This is a genomic window from Flavobacterium antarcticum DSM 19726 (assembly GCF_000419685.1).
GTDB lineage: Bacteria > Bacteroidota > Bacteroidia > Flavobacteriales > Flavobacteriaceae > Flavobacterium > Flavobacterium antarcticum.
Genome location: NZ_ATTM01000004.1, coordinates 34,165 through 51,975, shown reverse-complemented (window position 1 = coordinate 51,975; position 17,811 = coordinate 34,165). Strand labels below are relative to the sequence as shown.

16 protein-coding genes are annotated in these 17,811 nt (G+C 33.9%); 10 read left to right on the top strand and 6 right to left on the bottom strand.

Annotated features, from left to right (window positions below; translation table 11 throughout):
* Positions 1 to 118 precede the first annotated feature (118 nt).
* Positions 119 to 547 carry a thioredoxin family protein gene (locus YWA_RS0107575; RefSeq protein ID WP_022827906.1) on the bottom strand — a complete coding sequence of 143 codons (429 nt, stop codon included), beginning with the start codon at positions 545 to 547 and terminating at the stop codon, positions 119 to 121.
* Positions 548 to 666: 119 nt separating this feature from the next.
* Between YWA_RS0107575 and YWA_RS0107570 the strand changes: the two genes are divergently transcribed.
* The 7 genes from YWA_RS0107570 (at position 667) to uraH (ending at position 6,151) form a co-directional block, all read left to right on the top strand.
* A complete protein-coding gene (locus tag YWA_RS0107570) occupies positions 667 to 1,137 on the top strand; it encodes a hypothetical protein (protein ID WP_022827905.1) in 471 nt (156 codons plus the stop codon).
* Positions 1,138 to 1,243: 106 nt separating this feature from the next.
* Positions 1,244 to 1,927 (top strand): (d)CMP kinase, encoded by a 684-nt coding sequence (gene cmk / locus YWA_RS0107565; protein WP_022827904.1) that lies wholly within the window; start codon positions 1,244 to 1,246, stop codon positions 1,925 to 1,927.
* Between the two features lie 190 nt (positions 1,928 to 2,117).
* Positions 2,118 to 3,494: a nucleoside permease gene (locus YWA_RS0107560; RefSeq protein ID WP_022827903.1), complete on the top strand. Its 1,377-nt coding sequence runs from the start codon at positions 2,118 to 2,120 to the stop codon at positions 3,492 to 3,494.
* A 138-nt stretch (positions 3,495 to 3,632) separates the two neighbouring features.
* A complete protein-coding gene (locus YWA_RS0107555) occupies positions 3,633 to 4,538 on the top strand; it encodes a mechanosensitive ion channel family protein (RefSeq protein WP_022827902.1) in 906 nt (301 codons plus the stop codon).
* A gap of 17 nt (positions 4,539 to 4,555) precedes the next feature.
* Positions 4,556 to 5,125 (top strand): Crp/Fnr family transcriptional regulator, encoded by a 570-nt coding sequence (locus YWA_RS0107550; RefSeq protein WP_022827901.1) that lies wholly within the window; start codon positions 4,556 to 4,558, stop codon positions 5,123 to 5,125.
* Positions 5,126 to 5,188: 63 nt separating this feature from the next.
* Positions 5,189 to 5,710 carry a heme-binding protein gene (locus YWA_RS0107545; RefSeq protein ID WP_022827900.1) on the top strand — a complete coding sequence of 174 codons (522 nt, stop codon included), beginning with the start codon at positions 5,189 to 5,191 and terminating at the stop codon, positions 5,708 to 5,710.
* Between the two features lie 33 nt (positions 5,711 to 5,743).
* Complete coding sequence (uraH, locus tag YWA_RS0107540; RefSeq protein WP_022827899.1) at positions 5,744 to 6,151, top strand: hydroxyisourate hydrolase; 408 nt, start codon at positions 5,744 to 5,746, stop codon at positions 6,149 to 6,151.
* Positions 6,152 to 6,263: 112 nt separating this feature from the next.
* On the opposite strand, the gene YWA_RS14795 is transcribed toward uraH, so the two are convergent.
* The gene (locus tag YWA_RS14795; protein ID WP_022827898.1) at positions 6,264 to 6,539 is read right to left on the bottom strand and encodes a hypothetical protein; all 276 of its coding nucleotides are present in this window, start codon (positions 6,537 to 6,539) and stop codon (positions 6,264 to 6,266) included.
* A 114-nt stretch (positions 6,540 to 6,653) separates the two neighbouring features.
* Positions 6,654 to 9,059 (bottom strand): alpha-ketoacid dehydrogenase subunit alpha/beta, encoded by a 2,406-nt coding sequence (locus tag YWA_RS0107530; protein WP_022827897.1) that lies wholly within the window; start codon positions 9,057 to 9,059, stop codon positions 6,654 to 6,656.
* A 213-nt stretch (positions 9,060 to 9,272) separates the two neighbouring features.
* Between YWA_RS0107530 and YWA_RS0107525 the strand changes: the two genes are divergently transcribed.
* Positions 9,273 to 9,698 (top strand): response regulator, encoded by a 426-nt coding sequence (locus tag YWA_RS0107525; RefSeq protein ID WP_022827896.1) that lies wholly within the window; start codon positions 9,273 to 9,275, stop codon positions 9,696 to 9,698.
* An 86-nt stretch (positions 9,699 to 9,784) separates the two neighbouring features.
* On the opposite strand, the gene YWA_RS0107520 is transcribed toward YWA_RS0107525, so the two are convergent.
* The 3 genes from YWA_RS0107520 to YWA_RS0107510 form a co-directional block, all read right to left on the bottom strand.
* On the bottom strand, positions 9,785 to 10,594 hold the full coding sequence (locus YWA_RS0107520; RefSeq protein WP_026718659.1) for a DUF3667 domain-containing protein: 810 nt from the start codon (positions 10,592 to 10,594) through the stop codon (positions 9,785 to 9,787).
* A 3-nt stretch (positions 10,595 to 10,597) separates the two neighbouring features.
* Positions 10,598 to 10,855 (bottom strand): hypothetical protein, encoded by a 258-nt coding sequence (locus YWA_RS0107515; protein ID WP_022827894.1) that lies wholly within the window; start codon positions 10,853 to 10,855, stop codon positions 10,598 to 10,600.
* A 368-nt stretch (positions 10,856 to 11,223) separates the two neighbouring features.
* Positions 11,224 to 11,805 carry a fasciclin domain-containing protein gene (locus tag YWA_RS0107510; protein ID WP_022827893.1) on the bottom strand — a complete coding sequence of 194 codons (582 nt, stop codon included), beginning with the start codon at positions 11,803 to 11,805 and terminating at the stop codon, positions 11,224 to 11,226.
* Between the two features lie 339 nt (positions 11,806 to 12,144).
* Between YWA_RS0107510 and YWA_RS15340 the strand changes: the two genes are divergently transcribed.
* On the top strand, positions 12,145 to 17,367 hold the full coding sequence (locus YWA_RS15340; RefSeq protein ID WP_022827892.1) for a PAS domain S-box protein: 5,223 nt from the start codon (positions 12,145 to 12,147) through the stop codon (positions 17,365 to 17,367).
* Between the two features lies 1 nt (position 17,368).
* Complete coding sequence (locus YWA_RS0107500; RefSeq protein ID WP_022827891.1) at positions 17,369 to 17,809, top strand: response regulator; 441 nt, start codon at positions 17,369 to 17,371, stop codon at positions 17,807 to 17,809.
* Positions 17,810 to 17,811: the final 2 nt, after the last annotated feature.

Below are 17,811 nucleotides of genomic sequence, written 5' to 3'. Positions count from 1 at the left end.
ATTTTCTCTGCTATCCCTCACGCGTTGTTATTTACACACAAAAATTCATTTCCAAAAGCCGTAAATCTAAATGCACAAACTATGATCTCAAATTCCTAAATCATAAATCACAAATTTCCTAAGGCACAATTCGTCGACCAAAATTAATAAGGATATAAGGTTTTAAAACACCAAAAGACTTTGTTTTTACTTTGCCATTATAATCAAAAATCAGTAAAGTAGGATAGCCTTGAATTTGATACCGATACATTAATTGACGTCCTTCTTTGGTTTCTCCATCAATAGAAATATTGATAAAATTTTTGTTGTAATAAGCGCCAACCTCTTTGTCCTTAAAAGATTTTTTCAATTGTTTGCATGGTCCACACCAAGTGGCATAAAAATCGACAAATATGTTTTTATTTTCTTGCTTTGCTTTTTCTAATGCTTCTTCCCATGACCCTTTAAAAAAATCAATTCCCTTTCCTTTGCCAGATTCATAAGTTTTAGTTTTAAAACTTGTCAGCGGAATAAACGCCAGTAGAATTAATATTGGAAACTTTTTCATAGTAGTAAAGATATATTAATTTTTTAAATCGAAGAATTATTGACATTATTACGATTTGAAAATCAGCAACATCATCTCGTTTAATTCCTTATATTTGAATAACTCTAAATTAAAACAACATGAAAAAAGTAGGCATCACAACTGTATTTGCGTTTTTATTTTTAATCGCATGTGGAAAAAAAGAAGCCGATTTAAAAGCTGATTTTATGCATGACTTTAAACTCGATTTATCAGAAATGAATATTGATTTTTCACAACCTTATGTTCAAACCTATAATTCAGAAATGCAACGTGATTCTATTATCAATGAGTTGGCAGAGGAATTAACAGCCTCCGTTAATAAAGGTGATGCATCAGAACAAACGGACACGATCAATGCAATCATTACTGTTTCCAAAGAATCAAGTACGATTACCGCTCAATTAAAGGAAACGGAAGATTTTAGTAATTGGCAAGACCTTGGCGTCTGTTCGGATGCTGAAAGTTTTAATTCTAAAATGAATGAAATTATTAGCGAAAATCCCTCTGCTGAATTTGGCGTTATAAGGAACTTGCATTCAACGCAAATAAACCTGTATTATAAAAAATAATTGTAATGTATAAACTTGTAAATAAATAAATCTAAAAAGCTGCTGAAAAGCAGTTTTTTTTATGATTAGGATGCTTACTTTTGCGAAGTAACTTATAGGTATAGAAATGAAAAAAATTATCATCGCCATTGACGGATTTTCGTCCACAGGAAAAAGTACTATTGCCAAACAATTAGCCAAGCATTTGGGTTATGTTTACGTAGATACAGGTGCGATGTACCGTGCGGTTGCTTTGTTTTCTATGGAAAATGGTTACATAAATAAAGAGTCTTTTGATACACAAACCTTGATTAACGCATTGCCTGATATTCGTTTGCAGTTTGTTTACAACGAACAATTGGGTTTCGCAGAAATGTTTCTTAACGACAAAAATGTTGAAAACGACATTAGAACTTTAGAAGTTTCTCAATATGTGAGTCGGATTGCTGAAATTTCAGAAGTTCGTGCGAAATTAGTTGAGCAACAACAAAAAATGGGGCAGGAGCGTGGAATTGTGATGGACGGACGCGATATTGGAACTGTTGTTTTTCCAGATGCAGAAGTTAAAATCTTTATGAATTCAAGTGCAGAAACACGTGCCCAACGTCGTTTTGAGGAATTGACGGAAAAAGGTCAAAACGTTACCTACGAGGATGTGTTGAAAAACGTGGAAGAACGCGATTATATCGATACCCATCGCGAAGATTCACCGTTAATTATCGCGGACGATGCAGTGGAAATAGATAATTCTAAGTTAGATAAAAACCAACAATTTCAACAAGTACTGAAATTGGTTCAACACTCAATGTAATTTTAACTTCTGTCTTTGTGAAATTATTATATGTTTTATTTAATTTCACGTATTTACAAGATATTTACTTTTTAGTGTTGCCAAGTTAAAACTACAATTTCTTACTTTTAAATCAATTTTCTCATTGCCATTAAATATTTAATAGTAGATTTACGGGCTGTTTATTGAGCAAACTTTAATATACTTTTAGATGGGAATAAAATATAGGTTGACCTTCATGAGCTTCTTTCAATTTTTTGTTTGGGGAGCTTGGCTGATCACAATAGCAAATTACTGGTTTGGAACGAAACAATGGGAAGGAACACAATTTGGATTGGTTTTCAGCACCATGGGAATTGCTTCATTGTTCATGCCTACTTTAACCGGAATTATCGCTGACAGATGGGTAAATGCCGAAAAACTCTATGGTGTATTGCATATTTTATATGCTTGTGTTTTATTCTATATTCCGCAAGTCACCACTCCAACCGAATTTATTTACATTATGTTATTGGCCATGTGTTTTTACATGCCTACAATTGCGTTAAGTAATTCAATATCTTACACGGTTTTGAAAAATAGCGGTAAAGATGTCGTTAAAGATTTTCCACCCATTCGTGTTTTTGGAACCATTGGTTTTATCATTGCCATGTGGATGACCAATTTGTCTGGTAATAAGGCAACGGATTACCAGTTTTATATTGCAGGAGCAGGAGCTATTTTACTAGGATTGTATTCGTTCACTTTACCAGCTTGTAAGCCTCAACGATTGACTAAAGAAAATGCTTCATTAACGGAAACCTTAGGTTTAGAATCATTCAAATTATTTGGTAATTATAAAATGGCATTGTTCTTCATCTTCTCTATGTTTTTAGGAGGTGCGTTACAATTGACCAATGCGTACGGCGATGTGTTTTTGGACGAATTTAAATTTTTCCCGAAATATGCCAACTCATTCGTAGTGGAATATTCGACCATCATTATGTCGATTTCTCAAATTTCAGAAACTTTATTTATTCTTGCGATTCCTTTTTTCTTAAAACGTTTTGGAATCAAACAAGTGATGTTAATGAGTATGTTGGCCTGGGTTTTGCGCTTTGGTTTATTCGCTTATGGCGATCCTGTGGGCGGTTTGTGGATGATTATTTTATCTTGTATCGTTTATGGAATGGCATTCGACTTTTTTAACATCTCCGGTTCTTTATTCGTTGAATCCAATACAGATCCTAAAATACGTTCTTCCGCTCAAGGTTTATTCATGATGATGACTAATGGAGTTGGCGCTATTCTCGGAAGTTTTACGTCAGGTTGGGCAATTGAACGCTTTTTCACGAAATCATTTCACTCCACAACAGAACTTTCTCAATTCTTAGAAACGGAAGTAAACAACTCGCAAATGATTGAATTTGTTAAGAAAAGCAAACTTTCAATTGATGCAAATGGAATGTTCAGCGACGTAATTATGATGAAAGATTGGCATACGATCTGGCTGGCTTTTGCCGCTTATTCGCTAATTATTGCTATCGCTTTTGCGTTTTTATTTAAACACAAACACGATCCAAAAGAAGTTGAAAATATTATGCACTAAATTTTAAACCCGATTCCGATCGGGTTTTTTGTTGTTTTTTTCTTAAAACAATCTATATTAAATCATTCTTTTATATCTTTAAAAGAACAAGTAGTTTTGAACTGATTTCGAAACGCTTTGCCAAAAAAAGATAAAAGTATGGATGAGAAAATTACCGAATTACTTCACGATCCAACCGTTGGAAAAATAGTAACACTTCTTATTGGAACTATTTTAATATGGCTTGTAGTTAAATTTATTCAGAAGAAATTTATTCTTAAAATTGACGACAATCAAAACCGTTATCGAGCGGGAAAAATTGGAAGTTTTGCAGGTTATATTCTTACTTTTATTTTAATTCTTATTATTTTCAGTAGTAAATTAAGCGGTCTTTCAACCGCTTTTGGAGTTGCTGGTGCCGGAGTCGCATTTGCATTGCAAGAAGTGATTGCTTCTTTTGCGGGATGGCTTGCGATTATGTTTGGAAGTTTTTTTAGAACAGGCGATAGAGTTCAACTTGGTGGAATTAAAGGAGACGTAATGGATATTGGCGTTTTGAGAACGACCATTATGGAAACAGGTCAATGGGTAGACGGCGATTTGTACAATGGAAGAATTGTGATGATTGCCAACAGTTATGTTTTTAAAGAACCCGTTTTCAACTACTCAGGTGAATTTCCTTTTCTTTGGGATGAAATCAAAATTCCCATTCAATACGGAAGTGATTATGAATTAACGACTTCTATATTAAATGAAATTGGAAATGAAATCGTAGGCGACTTATCGTCTGATTCACATGCGAATTGGAATCACTTACAGCAAACGTATCGTTTAGAAGATGCACAAACGGAGCCAATGGTTTCGCTTGTCGCAAATGATAATTGGGTTGAATTTACCTTGCGGTACGTTGTTCCGTTCAAAAGGCGTCGTGCTACAAAAACGGCTTTATTTATGTCTGTTTTAAAACGATTAGAAGCTACGAATGGTGCTGTTAAATTTGCTTCGGCAACTTTCCAATTAGTAGATTCTCCCGACTTCAAAGTCAATATAAAGAAGGAAGATTAATTTTATTCGAGTAATTAATGTACCAAGAATTAATAGCATTTTTAAATAATAAAGGTATTGAGAATGTTGAAACGCAGCAACAAATCTGTAGCTGCTTTACGCTGCAGAAAGCGAAATCAAAAACGATTTTAGTCGATTATAATCAAACGGCAAACGAATATTATTTTGTCAATAAAGGTTGTATACGACTGTTTACCTTGAATAAAGAGGGACAGGAAAGTTCTCGTTACTTTGCTTTTGAAGGAAATTTTGTGGCTGCTTTACCTAGTTTTATCGATCAAAAGCCTGCTGAAGAATTCATGCAAACGATCGAAAAGTGTGAGTTGTTGAAAATTTCTCGTACTTCTTTTTATCATCTGGTTCAAACAATACCTGAATTTGCAAAAATTTACACAGAGATTTTAGAACTGGGTTTTATTGTAGCACAAAAACGGATTTATGGTTTCCAAGGTTTTGATGCTTTAGAAAAAGTGCAATGGATTATTAAAAACCAACCGCAACTGCTTTTACGCGTTTCAAATAAAATGGTGGCTTCTTATTTGGGAATTGCTCCATCTACTTTGTCGAGAATTAAAGCAAAATTGTAAATTCGTTGACTTAGATCAAGTATAGTAGTGTTTTGTTGACCTAAATTTGTAAAAAATTAAACAATGAAAAAATTACTTATACTTACGGTACTACTTTCAGCAGTAAATTTTGGTCATGCTCAAACTAAAAAAGCAATAACCACAGATTCAAAATTTGTGGTTTCAGTGAATAACTTAACCTTGGAAGCTGCTTTTGAATTGCAAAAACAAGCTGCTGACTTAGCCTCAAAATACGACAAAAAAGTTTCTGTCGCAATTCTTGACGCATCGGGAACGATTATTTTAATCACACGTGGAGCAGGAGTAGGACCTCATAATACGGAAGCGGCAAGAAGAAAAGCATTTACGGCTTTATCTACAAAAACGCCAACGCTGGAATTAATGCGAAATGCAGCTAAAAGTGCAGATGCTCAAAACTTAAATACACTTCCTGAACTATTATTATTAAGTGGTGGAGCACCCATTTATTATAATAATGAAATCATCGGAAGTATTGGAGTTGCCGGTGGTGGAAGTGCAGAAAATGACGACATTATTGCACAATCAGTAGGAATTCCTGCAGCTGGAATTTCAGCAAGAAAATAATATTATTTTTATAAATTTAAAATTAAGATACACATGAAAAATTTAATTTACACACTTGCATTTGCATTTATTTCTACAATCACATTTGCACAAGAAAAAACATATCAATTGTCAAGTCACATTTTAGATGTTTCCAAAGGATTGCCTGCTGCTGGAGTTTTAATAAAATTGGAACAGTACCACGATAATACAAGAACATGGTCGTTTGTAGAAGAGAAAATTACGGATAAGAATGGTAGAATTCCTGACTTTTTAAGCAACGAAAAATCGAATTTAGGAATTTACAGATTAACGTATTACGTAAGCGATTATTTTAAGAAAGATAAAATTGAAAGCTTTTATCCTTTTATTGAAGTAGTTTTTGAAATTAAAGATAAAAATCATTACCACGTTCCAATAACGCTGTCTGCTTTTGGATATTCCACGTATAGAGGAAACTAAGAGATGATTTAAAAATATAATTTGTTAAGCCTTGCAACACAACACTATTATTTATTTATGTTGCAAATAAAAAACCGAAGTACGTTGCTGTAGCTTCGGTTTTTTTGTGTAATTATTTTTTAATTTCGATGGAACCTTTTCCGTCTTTCACGTCGATAACTGTTTTATTATCACCGTCTTTCGTACTTACTTCTACACCATCTTTACCAACACTGATAGAAGTTCCGTCTTTTTCAACTTCTTCTACAGGAGCGGGAGGTGGAGGTGGAGGTAAAACAACTACTTCCGTTTCGGTTTCTGGTGCAGGTGTAACAACTGTTTCTTCTTTTTTACAAGAAACTAATGCCATAATGGCAAACATACTTAAGGTTAATCCAATCTTTTTCATCTCGTATTTTGTTTTCTAATTAATATTGGTGATAAAACTAATGAAAAATAGAGTACAAATGTTACACTATTACAAAAAAAATTCCCAACATTTTCATATTGGGAATTTTAGGTTTTAGTATAAACTCGGATAGGCTTCCGGTTTTGCTTCGTGAATTACCGCATAAATCTTCTCAAATATATCTTCTATCGAAGGTTTAGAGAAATAATCGCCGTCAGTTCCGTAAGCTGGTCGGTGTGCTTTTGCAGTTAAAGTTTCTGGTTTGCTGTCTAAATAACGATACGCATTCTGTTCGTCTACAATTTTTTGTAAGATGAAAGCCGAAGCTCCTCCAGGAACATCTTCATCAATGACCAACAAACGATTTGTTTTTGCAACACTTTTCACGATATCATGCTTAATGTCAAAAGGCAATAGCGATTGTGCGTCAATAATTTCTACGTTAATATTAACCGCTTGTAATTCTTTTGCAGCTTGTTCAATCAATCGCAAAGTTGAACCGTACGAAACTACGGTAATATCTGTACCTTCTTTAATCGTTTCCACCACACCAATTGGCGTTTTGAAATCGCCTAAATTCGTAGGCATTTTTTCTTTCAATCGGTAACCGTTTAGGCATTCTACAACTAGAGCAGGTTCGTCTGTTTCTAAAAGTGTGTTGTAAAACCCAGCTGCTTTAGTCATATTTCTAGGTACTAAAACGTGAATTCCACGAATGGCGTTGATAATCATTCCCATTGGAGAACCTGAATGCCAAATTCCTTCTAATCGATGTCCACGTGTTCTAATAATTAGCGGTGCTTTTTGTCTTCCACGTGTTCTGTATTGTAATGTAGCCAAGTCATCACTCATAATTTGGATTGCATAAAGCAAATAATCCAAATATTGAATTTCAGCAATCGGACGTAAACCTCGCATTGCCATTCCAATTCCTTGACCTAAAATAGTTGCTTCACGAATACCTACATCGGCAACACGCAATTCGCCGTATTTTTCTTGCATGCCTTCCAAACCTTGGTTTACATCACCAATAGTTCCTGCATCTTCGCCAAAAATCAACGTTTCTGGATATTTTGTAAAAATAGAATCGAAATTATCTCTAATTACCAATCGAGCATCTACTTCTTCCGCATTTTCATCATAGGTTGGTAATACTTCATTTACAGAAGTGACTTGCTCATCTGAACTTGAGAATAAGTGTGAACTAAATTTCGGTTGAATTTTTTCTGTATAATTCTTAATCCAATCTGAAAGCGATTTATGTTTGCTTTCGCCAATAGTCAATCGAAGTACTTTTCGAGCCGTAGAAAGAATATCTTTTCGAATCGGTTCTTTAATTCCTTTTAAATCATTAATTAATGGAGTGATAAATGCTTTGTTTGCACTTGCATCTGCCACTTCATTTAATAAAGTCAACACTTCTTGTTGTTCTGTTTTTGTAGGATTGACAAATGCTTCCCAAGCTGCTTTCTTGCCTTGCATCACTTCTTTCTTTGCAGAAGCTTCCATTTCGTCCAACTCTTCCGTTGTTGCAATGTCTAAAGCAATCATCCACAATTTCATTTGACGTACACAGTCAAATTCACCTTCCCAATTCAATCGGTCGGCATTTTTATAACGTTCGTGCGAACCTGAAGTCGAATGTCCTTGCGGTTGTGTCAGTTCATTTACGTGAATCAAAACTGGAACGTGTTCTTCTCTTGCGATTGAAGCCGCTTTTTGGTACGCGTCAATCAATCCTGGGTAATCCCAACCTTTCACACGAATGATTTCAAAACCTTTTGCATTTTCGTCGCGTTGAAAACCTTTTAAGATTTCAGAAATATTTTCTTTTGTAGTTTGATGTTTGGCGTGAACCGAAATACCGTATTCATCGTCCCAAACACTCATGACCATAGGAACTTGTAACACTCCTGCAGCGTTGATGGTTTCAAAAAACAAACCTTCCGAAGTACTTGCATTTCCAATAGTTCCCCAAGCAATTTCATTTCCATTAATCGAGAAATTAGTTTTGTTGTGAATGCCACTTACATTTCTAAATATTTTTGAAGCTTGTGCCAGTCCCAACAAACGAGGCATTTGACCTGCCGTTGGTGATATATCTGCACTTGAATTTTTCTGTTGTGTCAAGTTTTTCCAAGAACCGTCTTCGTTTAATGAATGCGTAGCAAAGTGCCCACCCATTTGACGTCCAGCCGACATTGGATCATGCTCCAAATCGGTATGACCATATAATCCGGCAAAAAACTGTTGGATATTCATCGCTCCAATCGCCATCATGAACGTTTGATCGCGGTAATATCCTGAACGGAAATCTCCGTTTTTAAACGCTTTCGCCATGGCTAGTTGCGGCACTTCTTTTCCGTCGCCAAAGATTCCAAACTTCGCTTTCCCAGTCAGTACTTCACGACGTCCCAAAAGACTACATTCTCTACTGGTTATGGCAATTTTATAATCGTTTAAAACTTCAGTCTTGAAATCTTCAAATGAAATTTCTTTTTGGCTTTGCGTTTTTGTCATAATAAATTCTTTTAAGAATGTGATGCAAATTTAATTAAAAGGATTGAGTTATCATAATGATTAAAGAAAGGATAAAAAGATTGAAGGATAGAAAGATTTAACGATAGAAGGACGTAAAGGCCTAGCAATTATTGAATCTATAATTAGACGAATATTATCAAGGGAAGTAATTAATAAAAACTACATTAGCAGTCTAATTTTATATAAAATAAAATGAACAAGAGAGGTGCCTTTGTGATTGTTGAAAACGATGCTGACGATCAAGTTTTTTTTGCTGATGTTTTTAGAGAACTGGGTTACCGTAACGAAGTGCTGTTTTTTAACGACGGACAAGAAGCACTTGATTATTTGACTGCAAAAACGTCCGAACCCTTTATCGTTTTTTCAGATATCAACATGCCGAAGCTAAATGGCATTGAATTGAGAAAACAAATTCATGAAAACGAGGACATCCGATTAAAAACCATTCCCTACTTATTTTTTACTACAAGTGCAGAACAGGAGGCGGTCATTGACGCTTATTCAAAATCGATTCAAGGATTTTTCGTAAAACCGTCAACATATGAAGGTTTGAAAAACACGATAAAGACCATTGTGGAATATTGGCTATTGTGTGAATCGCCCAATTATGTGAAGTAAAGTGGACGATTATAACATAGAAATCAATTCCAACAAAAAAGCGTTTCAATATTATTGAAACGCTTTTTTAATATACAGCTGAATTTTTAGATGCCAGGCTTTTTGGGAACAAATAGTTGCAATGTTTCTGGACTAAAGAATTTTATATAAACAATAGCACCTATAATTGTTGCGATGAATAAAACTATTCCTAATCCTATTGATAATCCTATAAATATTAATAATCGCAATAAGATATTTTTCATAGAATGCTCTGGATAAAAATTCTTAAAAAAGTAGGGTAAAATAATTAGAAAAGACAGCATTGCCGCTTGCGAAATGATCATAACGAGATTTCCATTCTCTTTAAATATATAAGTAAAAGGATAAACAAGTATCAAATTTAAAATGATATAATAAGATAGAATATAAGAGTTAACTACTACATGTTCATAATAATTATGACCCCAAGCTTTGAAAGCCCAACGTGTAAATACGGCAAAGAACGGTATCATTAATAAAATTAAAAAGGCATTGTAAGTCTGAACAAAACTCATATATTCATGAAACCATTCCGTATTGATAGTTTCATTAGGACTCATAGTTTTTTCCATCACTTCATTTAATCCAATAAGCTTATAGGAAATAAATGATGAAATACCGGCCAACACAAAGGTTAACGCAATTGGTTTATAATGATTTACCCGATTACCATCAATAAAAGTTCTCGCAGTTTTCCCCGGATTTATTAAAATATTCTTTATCGAATATAAAAAACCTTTATTCATGTGAACGGTAGAATACTGCACTTCGTCCCAAATGTACTTTCGGTCGATGCGTTTGTATTTCTTTTGTCCACAATTGGAACAGAAATTCTGTACTATTTCGGTATTGCAGTTTAAACAAGTTGCCTCCATATATTATAGATTACGGGATTTCTGTTCAGCTTTAAGCATATTATAGCTGATGTATAACGGTGCTAAAGTTACCGGTATGATAAAAATAGGTACGAATAAAGCAATGGAAACATCACCAAAGTTTTTATTAAAAAACATAAAAAGTAGTATCAAAATTACAACGAAATAAATAAGGACAAAAGCAGTCAATACTTGTTTGGCAAAAATCATTTTCTTTACAAGTTCATCATTAGTCAATTCGGAATACGTATTCTTTTTCATTGCAGTTTCTTTTGGTTGCTAAAATAGAATTATTTATTAATTGTAAGAAGTTCTTTTAAGATTATTTCAAATACTTGAAAGAATTAGTAATAATTAACAACGTAACCTGAAGGAAATACACTGATGTTGTAGGTGGTTTTTTAGAATTTGTCAGTCGAATAACTATATTTGAATTCAAAAGAAATAATTTTAGAATCTCAAAGAAGGTATAATTATAATTTTTTTATTGAAAAAATCTTAAACATGAAATTGTTTTGGAGGCAATTAGTTTTTAATATAAAAAGTTGAGTTTTAGTGAGAAAAGTTGGCATAAAAAAAACCGTTGTTTATTAAAAGACAACGGTTTTCAGAATTAAAAAAATCAAACCTTATTTTGAAGGCATAATTACTGCATCAATTGCATGAATTACACCGTTTGAAGCTGCTACATCTGCCATAATTACTGTTGCCATTGCACCAGTTGCATCAGTTAAAATTACTTTATCGTCTTTTATACTCAAATCAATTTTTGCACCTTGAACAGTAGTAACCGTATATTTATTATTATTTGTTTTAATTGCATCCATTACAGCTGCTGCATCAAATTTACCTGAAACTACGTGATACGTTAAAATTGATTTTAATTTTTCTATGTTTTCTGGTTTCAACAAAGTCTCCACAGTACCCGCTGGTAATTTTGCGAAAGCATCATTCGTTGGTGCGAAAACTGTAAACGGTCCGTCTCCACTTAATGTTTCTCCTAGATTCGCTGCAGTAACTGCTGCAACAAGTGTAGTAAAGTTCTCATTTCCGGATGCTACTTCAACAATGTTTGGATCTACTGCTACAACTTCAGTAGTTGTTGTGTCCATTGTCGTTTCTTCAGTCATTTCGGTATTTTCTTTTTTACCACATGACGCTGCAACTAGACCAAAAATGGCAACTGCTGCAAATGTTCTTACTAATTTCATAATCTTTTTGTTTTTATATTAGAGTACAAATGTAATATAAAATTTAATTTGTTTAACTATTTTAAGAAATATTTAAACAAAATATTTTTTTGTTTCTAAATTAGCAATTAACGCTTTTAATTTTTCACTAATAAATATTTGATTTTAATTAAAATAATTATTAATTTTAATTAAAATAGTAGTAAAAACATCTTTTTCATATTAATGTGAGGTAAGAAAGTTGCTGTGCTTTATTATGTTGGAGATATAAATTAATTTCCATTCTAGTTTCAAATTCCTATTTTTTGTTTAAATTGTACATTCTTCCTACTCAATCTATATAAAGTAATTAAATTTCATATGAAAAGAGACGCTTCCTATTACAGCAGTCTATTTGAGATCAATCCTTTACCAATCTTGGTATATGATGCGGTTACTTTTAAAATTATAGAAGCGAACACGGCTGCAGTAGTGACATACGGCTACAGCAAAAACGAAATCATCGATTTTTCATTTCTAGATTTATTTTACGACACTCAAGAATCAGTGAATCTAAAGTTGCATCAGAATCTTAATGAGTTATTATATAATACTTCGTTAGGTACGTTTACACATCAAACGAAATCAGGTGAATTGCTAGAGATGCAATTAAATGGTAATTTAATTCAGGAAGATGGTATAAATTTGGTCATCGTTGTTTGTCAAGAAGTCGATCCTTTTACCATTACAACACCTGACAATAAATTATTAAATTCAGTATTAGATGTTTTATGTACCATTGATGGAGACGGAATTTTCAAGTATGTCAGTGCTGCAGCGTTAAATCATTGGGGTTATACTCCAAGTGAACTCGAAGAAACTTCTTTTATGGAATTAGTTGTAGAGGAGGATTTGCTGAAATCCCTAGAAATTTGTAATCACATAAAAAGTAGTCCGGAAAACAAAACATTCAAAAACCGTTATAAAAAGAAAGACGGCGGAATTGCTTACAATTTATGGTCTATTATATGGGACGCTGAAATAGGACTTGCTTACTGTGTGGCGCGAGACGGCAACGAAGTAAGTCTTGCTGAAGATAAGATTTTGCAGAGTGAACTTCGTTTCAAAGCATTAGTACAAGATGGATATGATTTAATCTCAATACTTAATGAAGAAGGTATATACACTTATGTCAGTCCTTCAAGTATTCCGGTGTTGGGAATGGATCCTTCCGTATTCACTGGAAGAAGTCCTCTAGAATTTGTCCATCCAGGTGATGTCGAGCGACTCACTAAAAGTTTGGAAAACATATTTGTTGAAAAGCGAATAGTGCTGGAACCGTTCCGATTTATAAATGGTGACAACGAATGGAGGTGGGTTGAAACAGTTTTAACCAATATGCTCGATAATCCATCAATAAACGGTCTTGTGACTAATTCTAGAGATGTAACGGATAAAATTGAAGAAAGACATAAACAGAAATTACTTGAAAGCGTTATCACAAATACCACTGATGCCATACTCATTACAGATGGTGAATCATTAGATTTTCCTGGACCTAAAATTATTTTTGTCAACGATGCTTTTACAACGATGACGGGTTACAAACCTGAAGAAGTAATTGGTCAATCCCCTCGTATTCTTCAGGGAATTAATTCTAATAAAGAGGATTTAGCAAAACTAGGACGGTCGCTTCGAGAGTATAAATCGACTGAAATTACCGTTTTAAATTATAAAAAAGACGGTACGGAATTTTGGGTAAATTTTGCGGTAACTCCTATTGCAAACGAACTTGGAATTTACACACATTGGATTGGTGTACAGCGTGATGTAACAGCACAAAAGATGATTGAACGTGAAAATGAATTGCTAAAGGGAATTACAAAAGTATTCAAAGAAGAGCAAAATTTCGTTTCAGCAACTACAGAAGTTTGTAAACTTATTTGTGATTTTGGAAAATTTGATTGGATTGAATTGTGGACCTCAAGTCTGGACAAAAGTCAAATGCACTTATTCAGTCATTATTTACCTTCAGCCGAAGATCAAAAGTTGCATAAAGATATAAAGTCGCAAAATGCATTTAACATAACGGAAGGATTAGCAGGAAAAGTTTGGAACGAGCGGACATTAATTTACTTAGAGGATGTGGCAAACTCAGAAATTTTCCTTCGAAGTAATTATGTAAATAAAATAGGTTTAAAAGCGGTACTTGGTATTCCATTACTTTTTAACAATGAGGTAATGGGCGTTTTGAAGATTGGAACCAAGCAAAACAGTGCCTATTTAAAAACGTACGGACCCATATTTGAGCGGTTAGAACATTTCATTGGTTCAGAACTTAACCGAAAGAAACTCGAAAATGATTTGAATCATCTGTTTGATGCCGTGCCAGATATCCTTTGTTTAGTCGATTTTAAAGGAAGGTTTTTAAAAATCAATAAAGCAGGAAGTGATATTTTGGGTTATGACCTAGAAGAAATAATTAATGCCCATCTTTCAAAATTTGTTCATCCAGACGATAAAGATAAATTACTACAGCATCTTACAGCAGTAGAAGAAGGTCAGAATACGTTTGAATTTGAAAGTCGCTATTTGACTAAAAAGGGAGCGATTATTTGGTTGAGCTGGTATTGTAACGCTTCGTTTGCGGAAGAGCTACTTTACGTCACTGGAAAAAACATTACTACAGAGAAAAATTTACGAGAACTAAATCGGCAAGCGGCAACTCTTGCTAGAATAGGTAATGGGGAAATTAATCTATTGAATCACTCTATTTTTTGGTCTGATGAAATTCATCAAATATTTGAAACCGATCCTAAAACCTTTATTCCGACACTAGAGAATTCACTTTCTTTTTACAGAGAAGATTTCCGACCAATTGTTTCGGCCAAAGTAAACGAATGTAAAATAAGTGGTGAAAATTTTGATTTTGAAGCCGTTCTAATTACGTCAAAGAAAAAAGAAATTTGGGTTCGACTGATGGGTGTTGGCGAATTTTCTAATGGAAGATGCATCCGAATTTATGGCAGTATTCAAGATATTAACGAACGAAAAGAGGCTGAAATCAGATTGCAATCATTGGCCGATAATCTTCCAGGTGTTGTATTTCAATATTTGCTCTATCCTGACGGAACGGACGCTTTAAAATTTGTTACCAAAGGGTCGAAAGAAATTTGGGGATTTTCTGCAGAGAAAGTTTTTGAAGACAACAGTTTAATATGGAAGCAAGTTGAACTTAGTGGTGATCTTGAAAAAGTAAAACAAAGTATCTTAGATTCGGTGTTGACAAGAAATAAATGGAATACGCGATTTCGGTACGTTATGCCCTCGGGAGAAATCAGAACGCATCTTGGTACTGGAACGCCAATTTACCTCACAGATGGCACAATCCTCTTTAATTCTTTAGTATTAGACGTTACTAATCAAGCGGAAAACGAGCAACTTTTAGAACAAGTGTCTAGGTTAGCACGTATCGGAAGCTGGGAATATGACTTTGCAACTAATGGCTTGTACTGGTCAGAAATGGTACATGAAATTGCAGCAACAACGCCCGAAAACTACTATCCTGAAGTAGAGACTTCGCTGGAATTCTTTACAGAACCTTCAAGAGCAATTTTGCAATCTAAAATTACTGATTGCATGAAGAATGGAGTGTCTGTAGATTTTGAAGCCCAAATTACAAACCGCAATCAAAAGAAAAAGTGGATTCGCGTTTTAGCAAGTGCAGAAATGCAACACGGAAGATGTAAGCGAATTTACGGAAGTATTCAAAATATTAATCGTTCAAAATCGCTTGAACTTCGCATTACGGAAATATTAGGTAGTATTTCAGATGGTTTTTATGCGATAGATAATGATTGGAAATTTACGTATTTCAATAAGGAAGCAGAGACACTATTACAAGTAAATGAAAAGGAAATAATTGGTAAAAAATTATGGGATATTTTTCCAGATATCGTAGGAACGAGAATGGATGAAATTTACCACACAATTGCAAAAACAAATTTACCTGAAACTTTCGAGTTCTTTTTTACAGCCAATCAAAAATGGTATGAAATAAGTGCCTATCCATCCGCTGGTGGTATTGCGGTTTACTTTAAAAACATTGATGAAAGAAGAACGGCAACTGAACAATTCCAAAAGTTATTTGCAGAGAAAAATAAAATTTTAGAAAGTATTGGAGATGTTTTCTTTGCCTTAGATAATAATTGGACCGTAACCTACTGGAACCGCCACGCTGAAGAAACTCTTAATATAAAAAAAGAATCAATTATCGGTAGAAACGTTTGGCAGGAATTTCCTTCAGCAATTGATGGTGTATTTTACAAACAATATTACAAAGCAATTGAGACTAAACAACCCGTAATTTTTGATACGTTCTCGGAAGTTATGAAAGCTTGGTTTGAGGTCTCAATCTTCCCTAATGAGGATGGATTATCGATATTTTTGAAAGATATAACCTTAAAAAAAGAAGGTAATATTGAACTACTGAAAGCGAATGAGCGTTTCGAGAAAGTAACAGAAGCAACAGACGATGTAATTTGGGATTGGGATATTAGCAATCAAACTTATTATAGATCAAAAGCTATCGAACGTTTTTTTGGGAAATCAGCAAGCAAGTTATTTACGAGTAATGATTTTTGGGTTGATAATTTTCATCCGCAAGATCTTGAAATGATTCAAACAAGTGTTAAAGCAGCCATTGAAGATCCAACTTGTACGCGTTGGGAATTGGAATATCGGATTATAAATGAAGATCAAGTTGTCATATATATTGCCGATCGTGGTGTAATTATTAGAGATTCGGATGGAAAAGCATTTAGAATGGTTGGAGCGATGACCGACATTTCAGAACAGAAAAACCTTGAATTTCAATTAAATGAATTGAACAAAGAACTGCAGCAATACACGGTAGAACTCGAACGTTCCAATAAAGAATTAGAACAGTTTGCGTTCGTAGCATCACATGATTTACAAGAACCTTTGCGAATGGTGTCTAGTTTTATGGATCAACTCAAACGAAAGTACAGCGATCAATTAGATGAAAAAGCACATCAATATATTTATTTTGCAACAGATGGAGCGAAACGAATGAAACAAATTATTCTTGATTTATTAGATTATTCGAGAGCAAGTAAACCTTCTGAAGGTACTGAATTAGTAAATTTAAATGATATTCTTGATGAATTTATGCAATTGCGAAGAAAACTGATTACAGAGAAAAAGGCTGTAATTAACTCGCAAACACTTCCAACTTTGCTGATTTATAAAGCACCAATTACGCAAGTGTTTCATTGTTTACTAGATAATTCATTAAAATATACACGGGAAGAAAGAGTGCCGGTAATTGACTTAGAAGTCCACGAAAATGAGTTAGAATATACCTTTTCGATAAAAGATAACGGAATTGGTGTTGATTCTCAATTTTTTGATAAAATATTTATTATCTTTCAGAGGTTGCACAACAACGACGATTATGCAGGAACAGGAATCGGTCTTTCCATTGCCAAACGCCATCTAGAGCTTTTAGGTGGAAGGATTTGGATCGATTCAAAAGTAGGAGAAGGGACTACATTTTATTTTACAATTCCAAAAAATAGGTAGCATGGATAGGAATAAAAAGAAACTGGCACACATTCTCTTAGTGGAAGATAATGAGGGTGATATTTTGCTAACACGTGAAGCATTTGAAGAGTGCAAATTAGAAACAGAAATTAGTGTTGCTAAAAACGGAGAACAAGCTTTGGATTTTTTATATAGAAGAGGTGTATTTTCAGATGCGAATAGACCTGATTTAATTTTGCTAGATATTAATATTCCAATATTTAACGGTCATGAAGTATTGAAAATCATCAAAGAAGATTCAGATCTGAAAAAAATACCTGTAATAATGCTTACGACTTCTTGCAGCCAAAAGGATATAAATAGTGCTTATGAAAATCATTGCAACAGTTATGTTGAAAAACCGTTGGATATAGAGCAATTTTTAGGAGCGATCTCAAAGATTGAAGAATTTTATTTGCAGTTGAATACGCTTCCAAAGTAATA

Coding starts and splice junctions, on each gene's coding strand:
- YWA_RS0107560 (WP_022827903.1), top strand. CDS start 2,118: ATGGGAATAAAATATAGGTTGACCTTCATGAGCTTCTTTCAATTTTTT.
- YWA_RS0107525 (WP_022827896.1), top strand. CDS start 9,273: ATGAACAAGAGAGGTGCCTTTGTGATTGTTGAAAACGATGCTGACGAT.
- YWA_RS14795 (WP_022827898.1), bottom strand. CDS start 6,539: ATGAAAAAGATTGGATTAACCTTAAGTATGTTTGCCATTATGGCATTA.
- YWA_RS0107510 (WP_022827893.1), bottom strand. CDS start 11,805: ATGAAATTAGTAAGAACATTTGCAGCAGTTGCCATTTTTGGTCTAGTT.
- YWA_RS0107550 (WP_022827901.1), top strand. CDS start 4,556: ATGTACCAAGAATTAATAGCATTTTTAAATAATAAAGGTATTGAGAAT.
- YWA_RS0107570 (WP_022827905.1), top strand. CDS start 667: ATGAAAAAAGTAGGCATCACAACTGTATTTGCGTTTTTATTTTTAATC.
- YWA_RS0107575 (WP_022827906.1), bottom strand. CDS start 547: ATGAAAAAGTTTCCAATATTAATTCTACTGGCGTTTATTCCGCTGACA.
- YWA_RS0107555 (WP_022827902.1), top strand. CDS start 3,633: ATGGATGAGAAAATTACCGAATTACTTCACGATCCAACCGTTGGAAAA.
- YWA_RS0107515 (WP_022827894.1), bottom strand. CDS start 10,855: ATGAAAAAGAATACGTATTCCGAATTGACTAATGATGAACTTGTAAAG.
- YWA_RS0107545 (WP_022827900.1), top strand. CDS start 5,189: ATGAAAAAATTACTTATACTTACGGTACTACTTTCAGCAGTAAATTTT.
- uraH (WP_022827899.1), top strand. CDS start 5,744: ATGAAAAATTTAATTTACACACTTGCATTTGCATTTATTTCTACAATC.
- YWA_RS15340 (WP_022827892.1), top strand. CDS start 12,145: ATGAAAAGAGACGCTTCCTATTACAGCAGTCTATTTGAGATCAATCCT.
- YWA_RS0107500 (WP_022827891.1), top strand. CDS start 17,369: ATGGATAGGAATAAAAAGAAACTGGCACACATTCTCTTAGTGGAAGAT.
- YWA_RS0107530 (WP_022827897.1), bottom strand. CDS start 9,059: ATGACAAAAACGCAAAGCCAAAAAGAAATTTCATTTGAAGATTTCAAG.
- cmk (WP_022827904.1), top strand. CDS start 1,244: ATGAAAAAAATTATCATCGCCATTGACGGATTTTCGTCCACAGGAAAA.
- YWA_RS0107520 (WP_026718659.1), bottom strand. CDS start 10,594: ATGGAGGCAACTTGTTTAAACTGCAATACCGAAATAGTACAGAATTTC.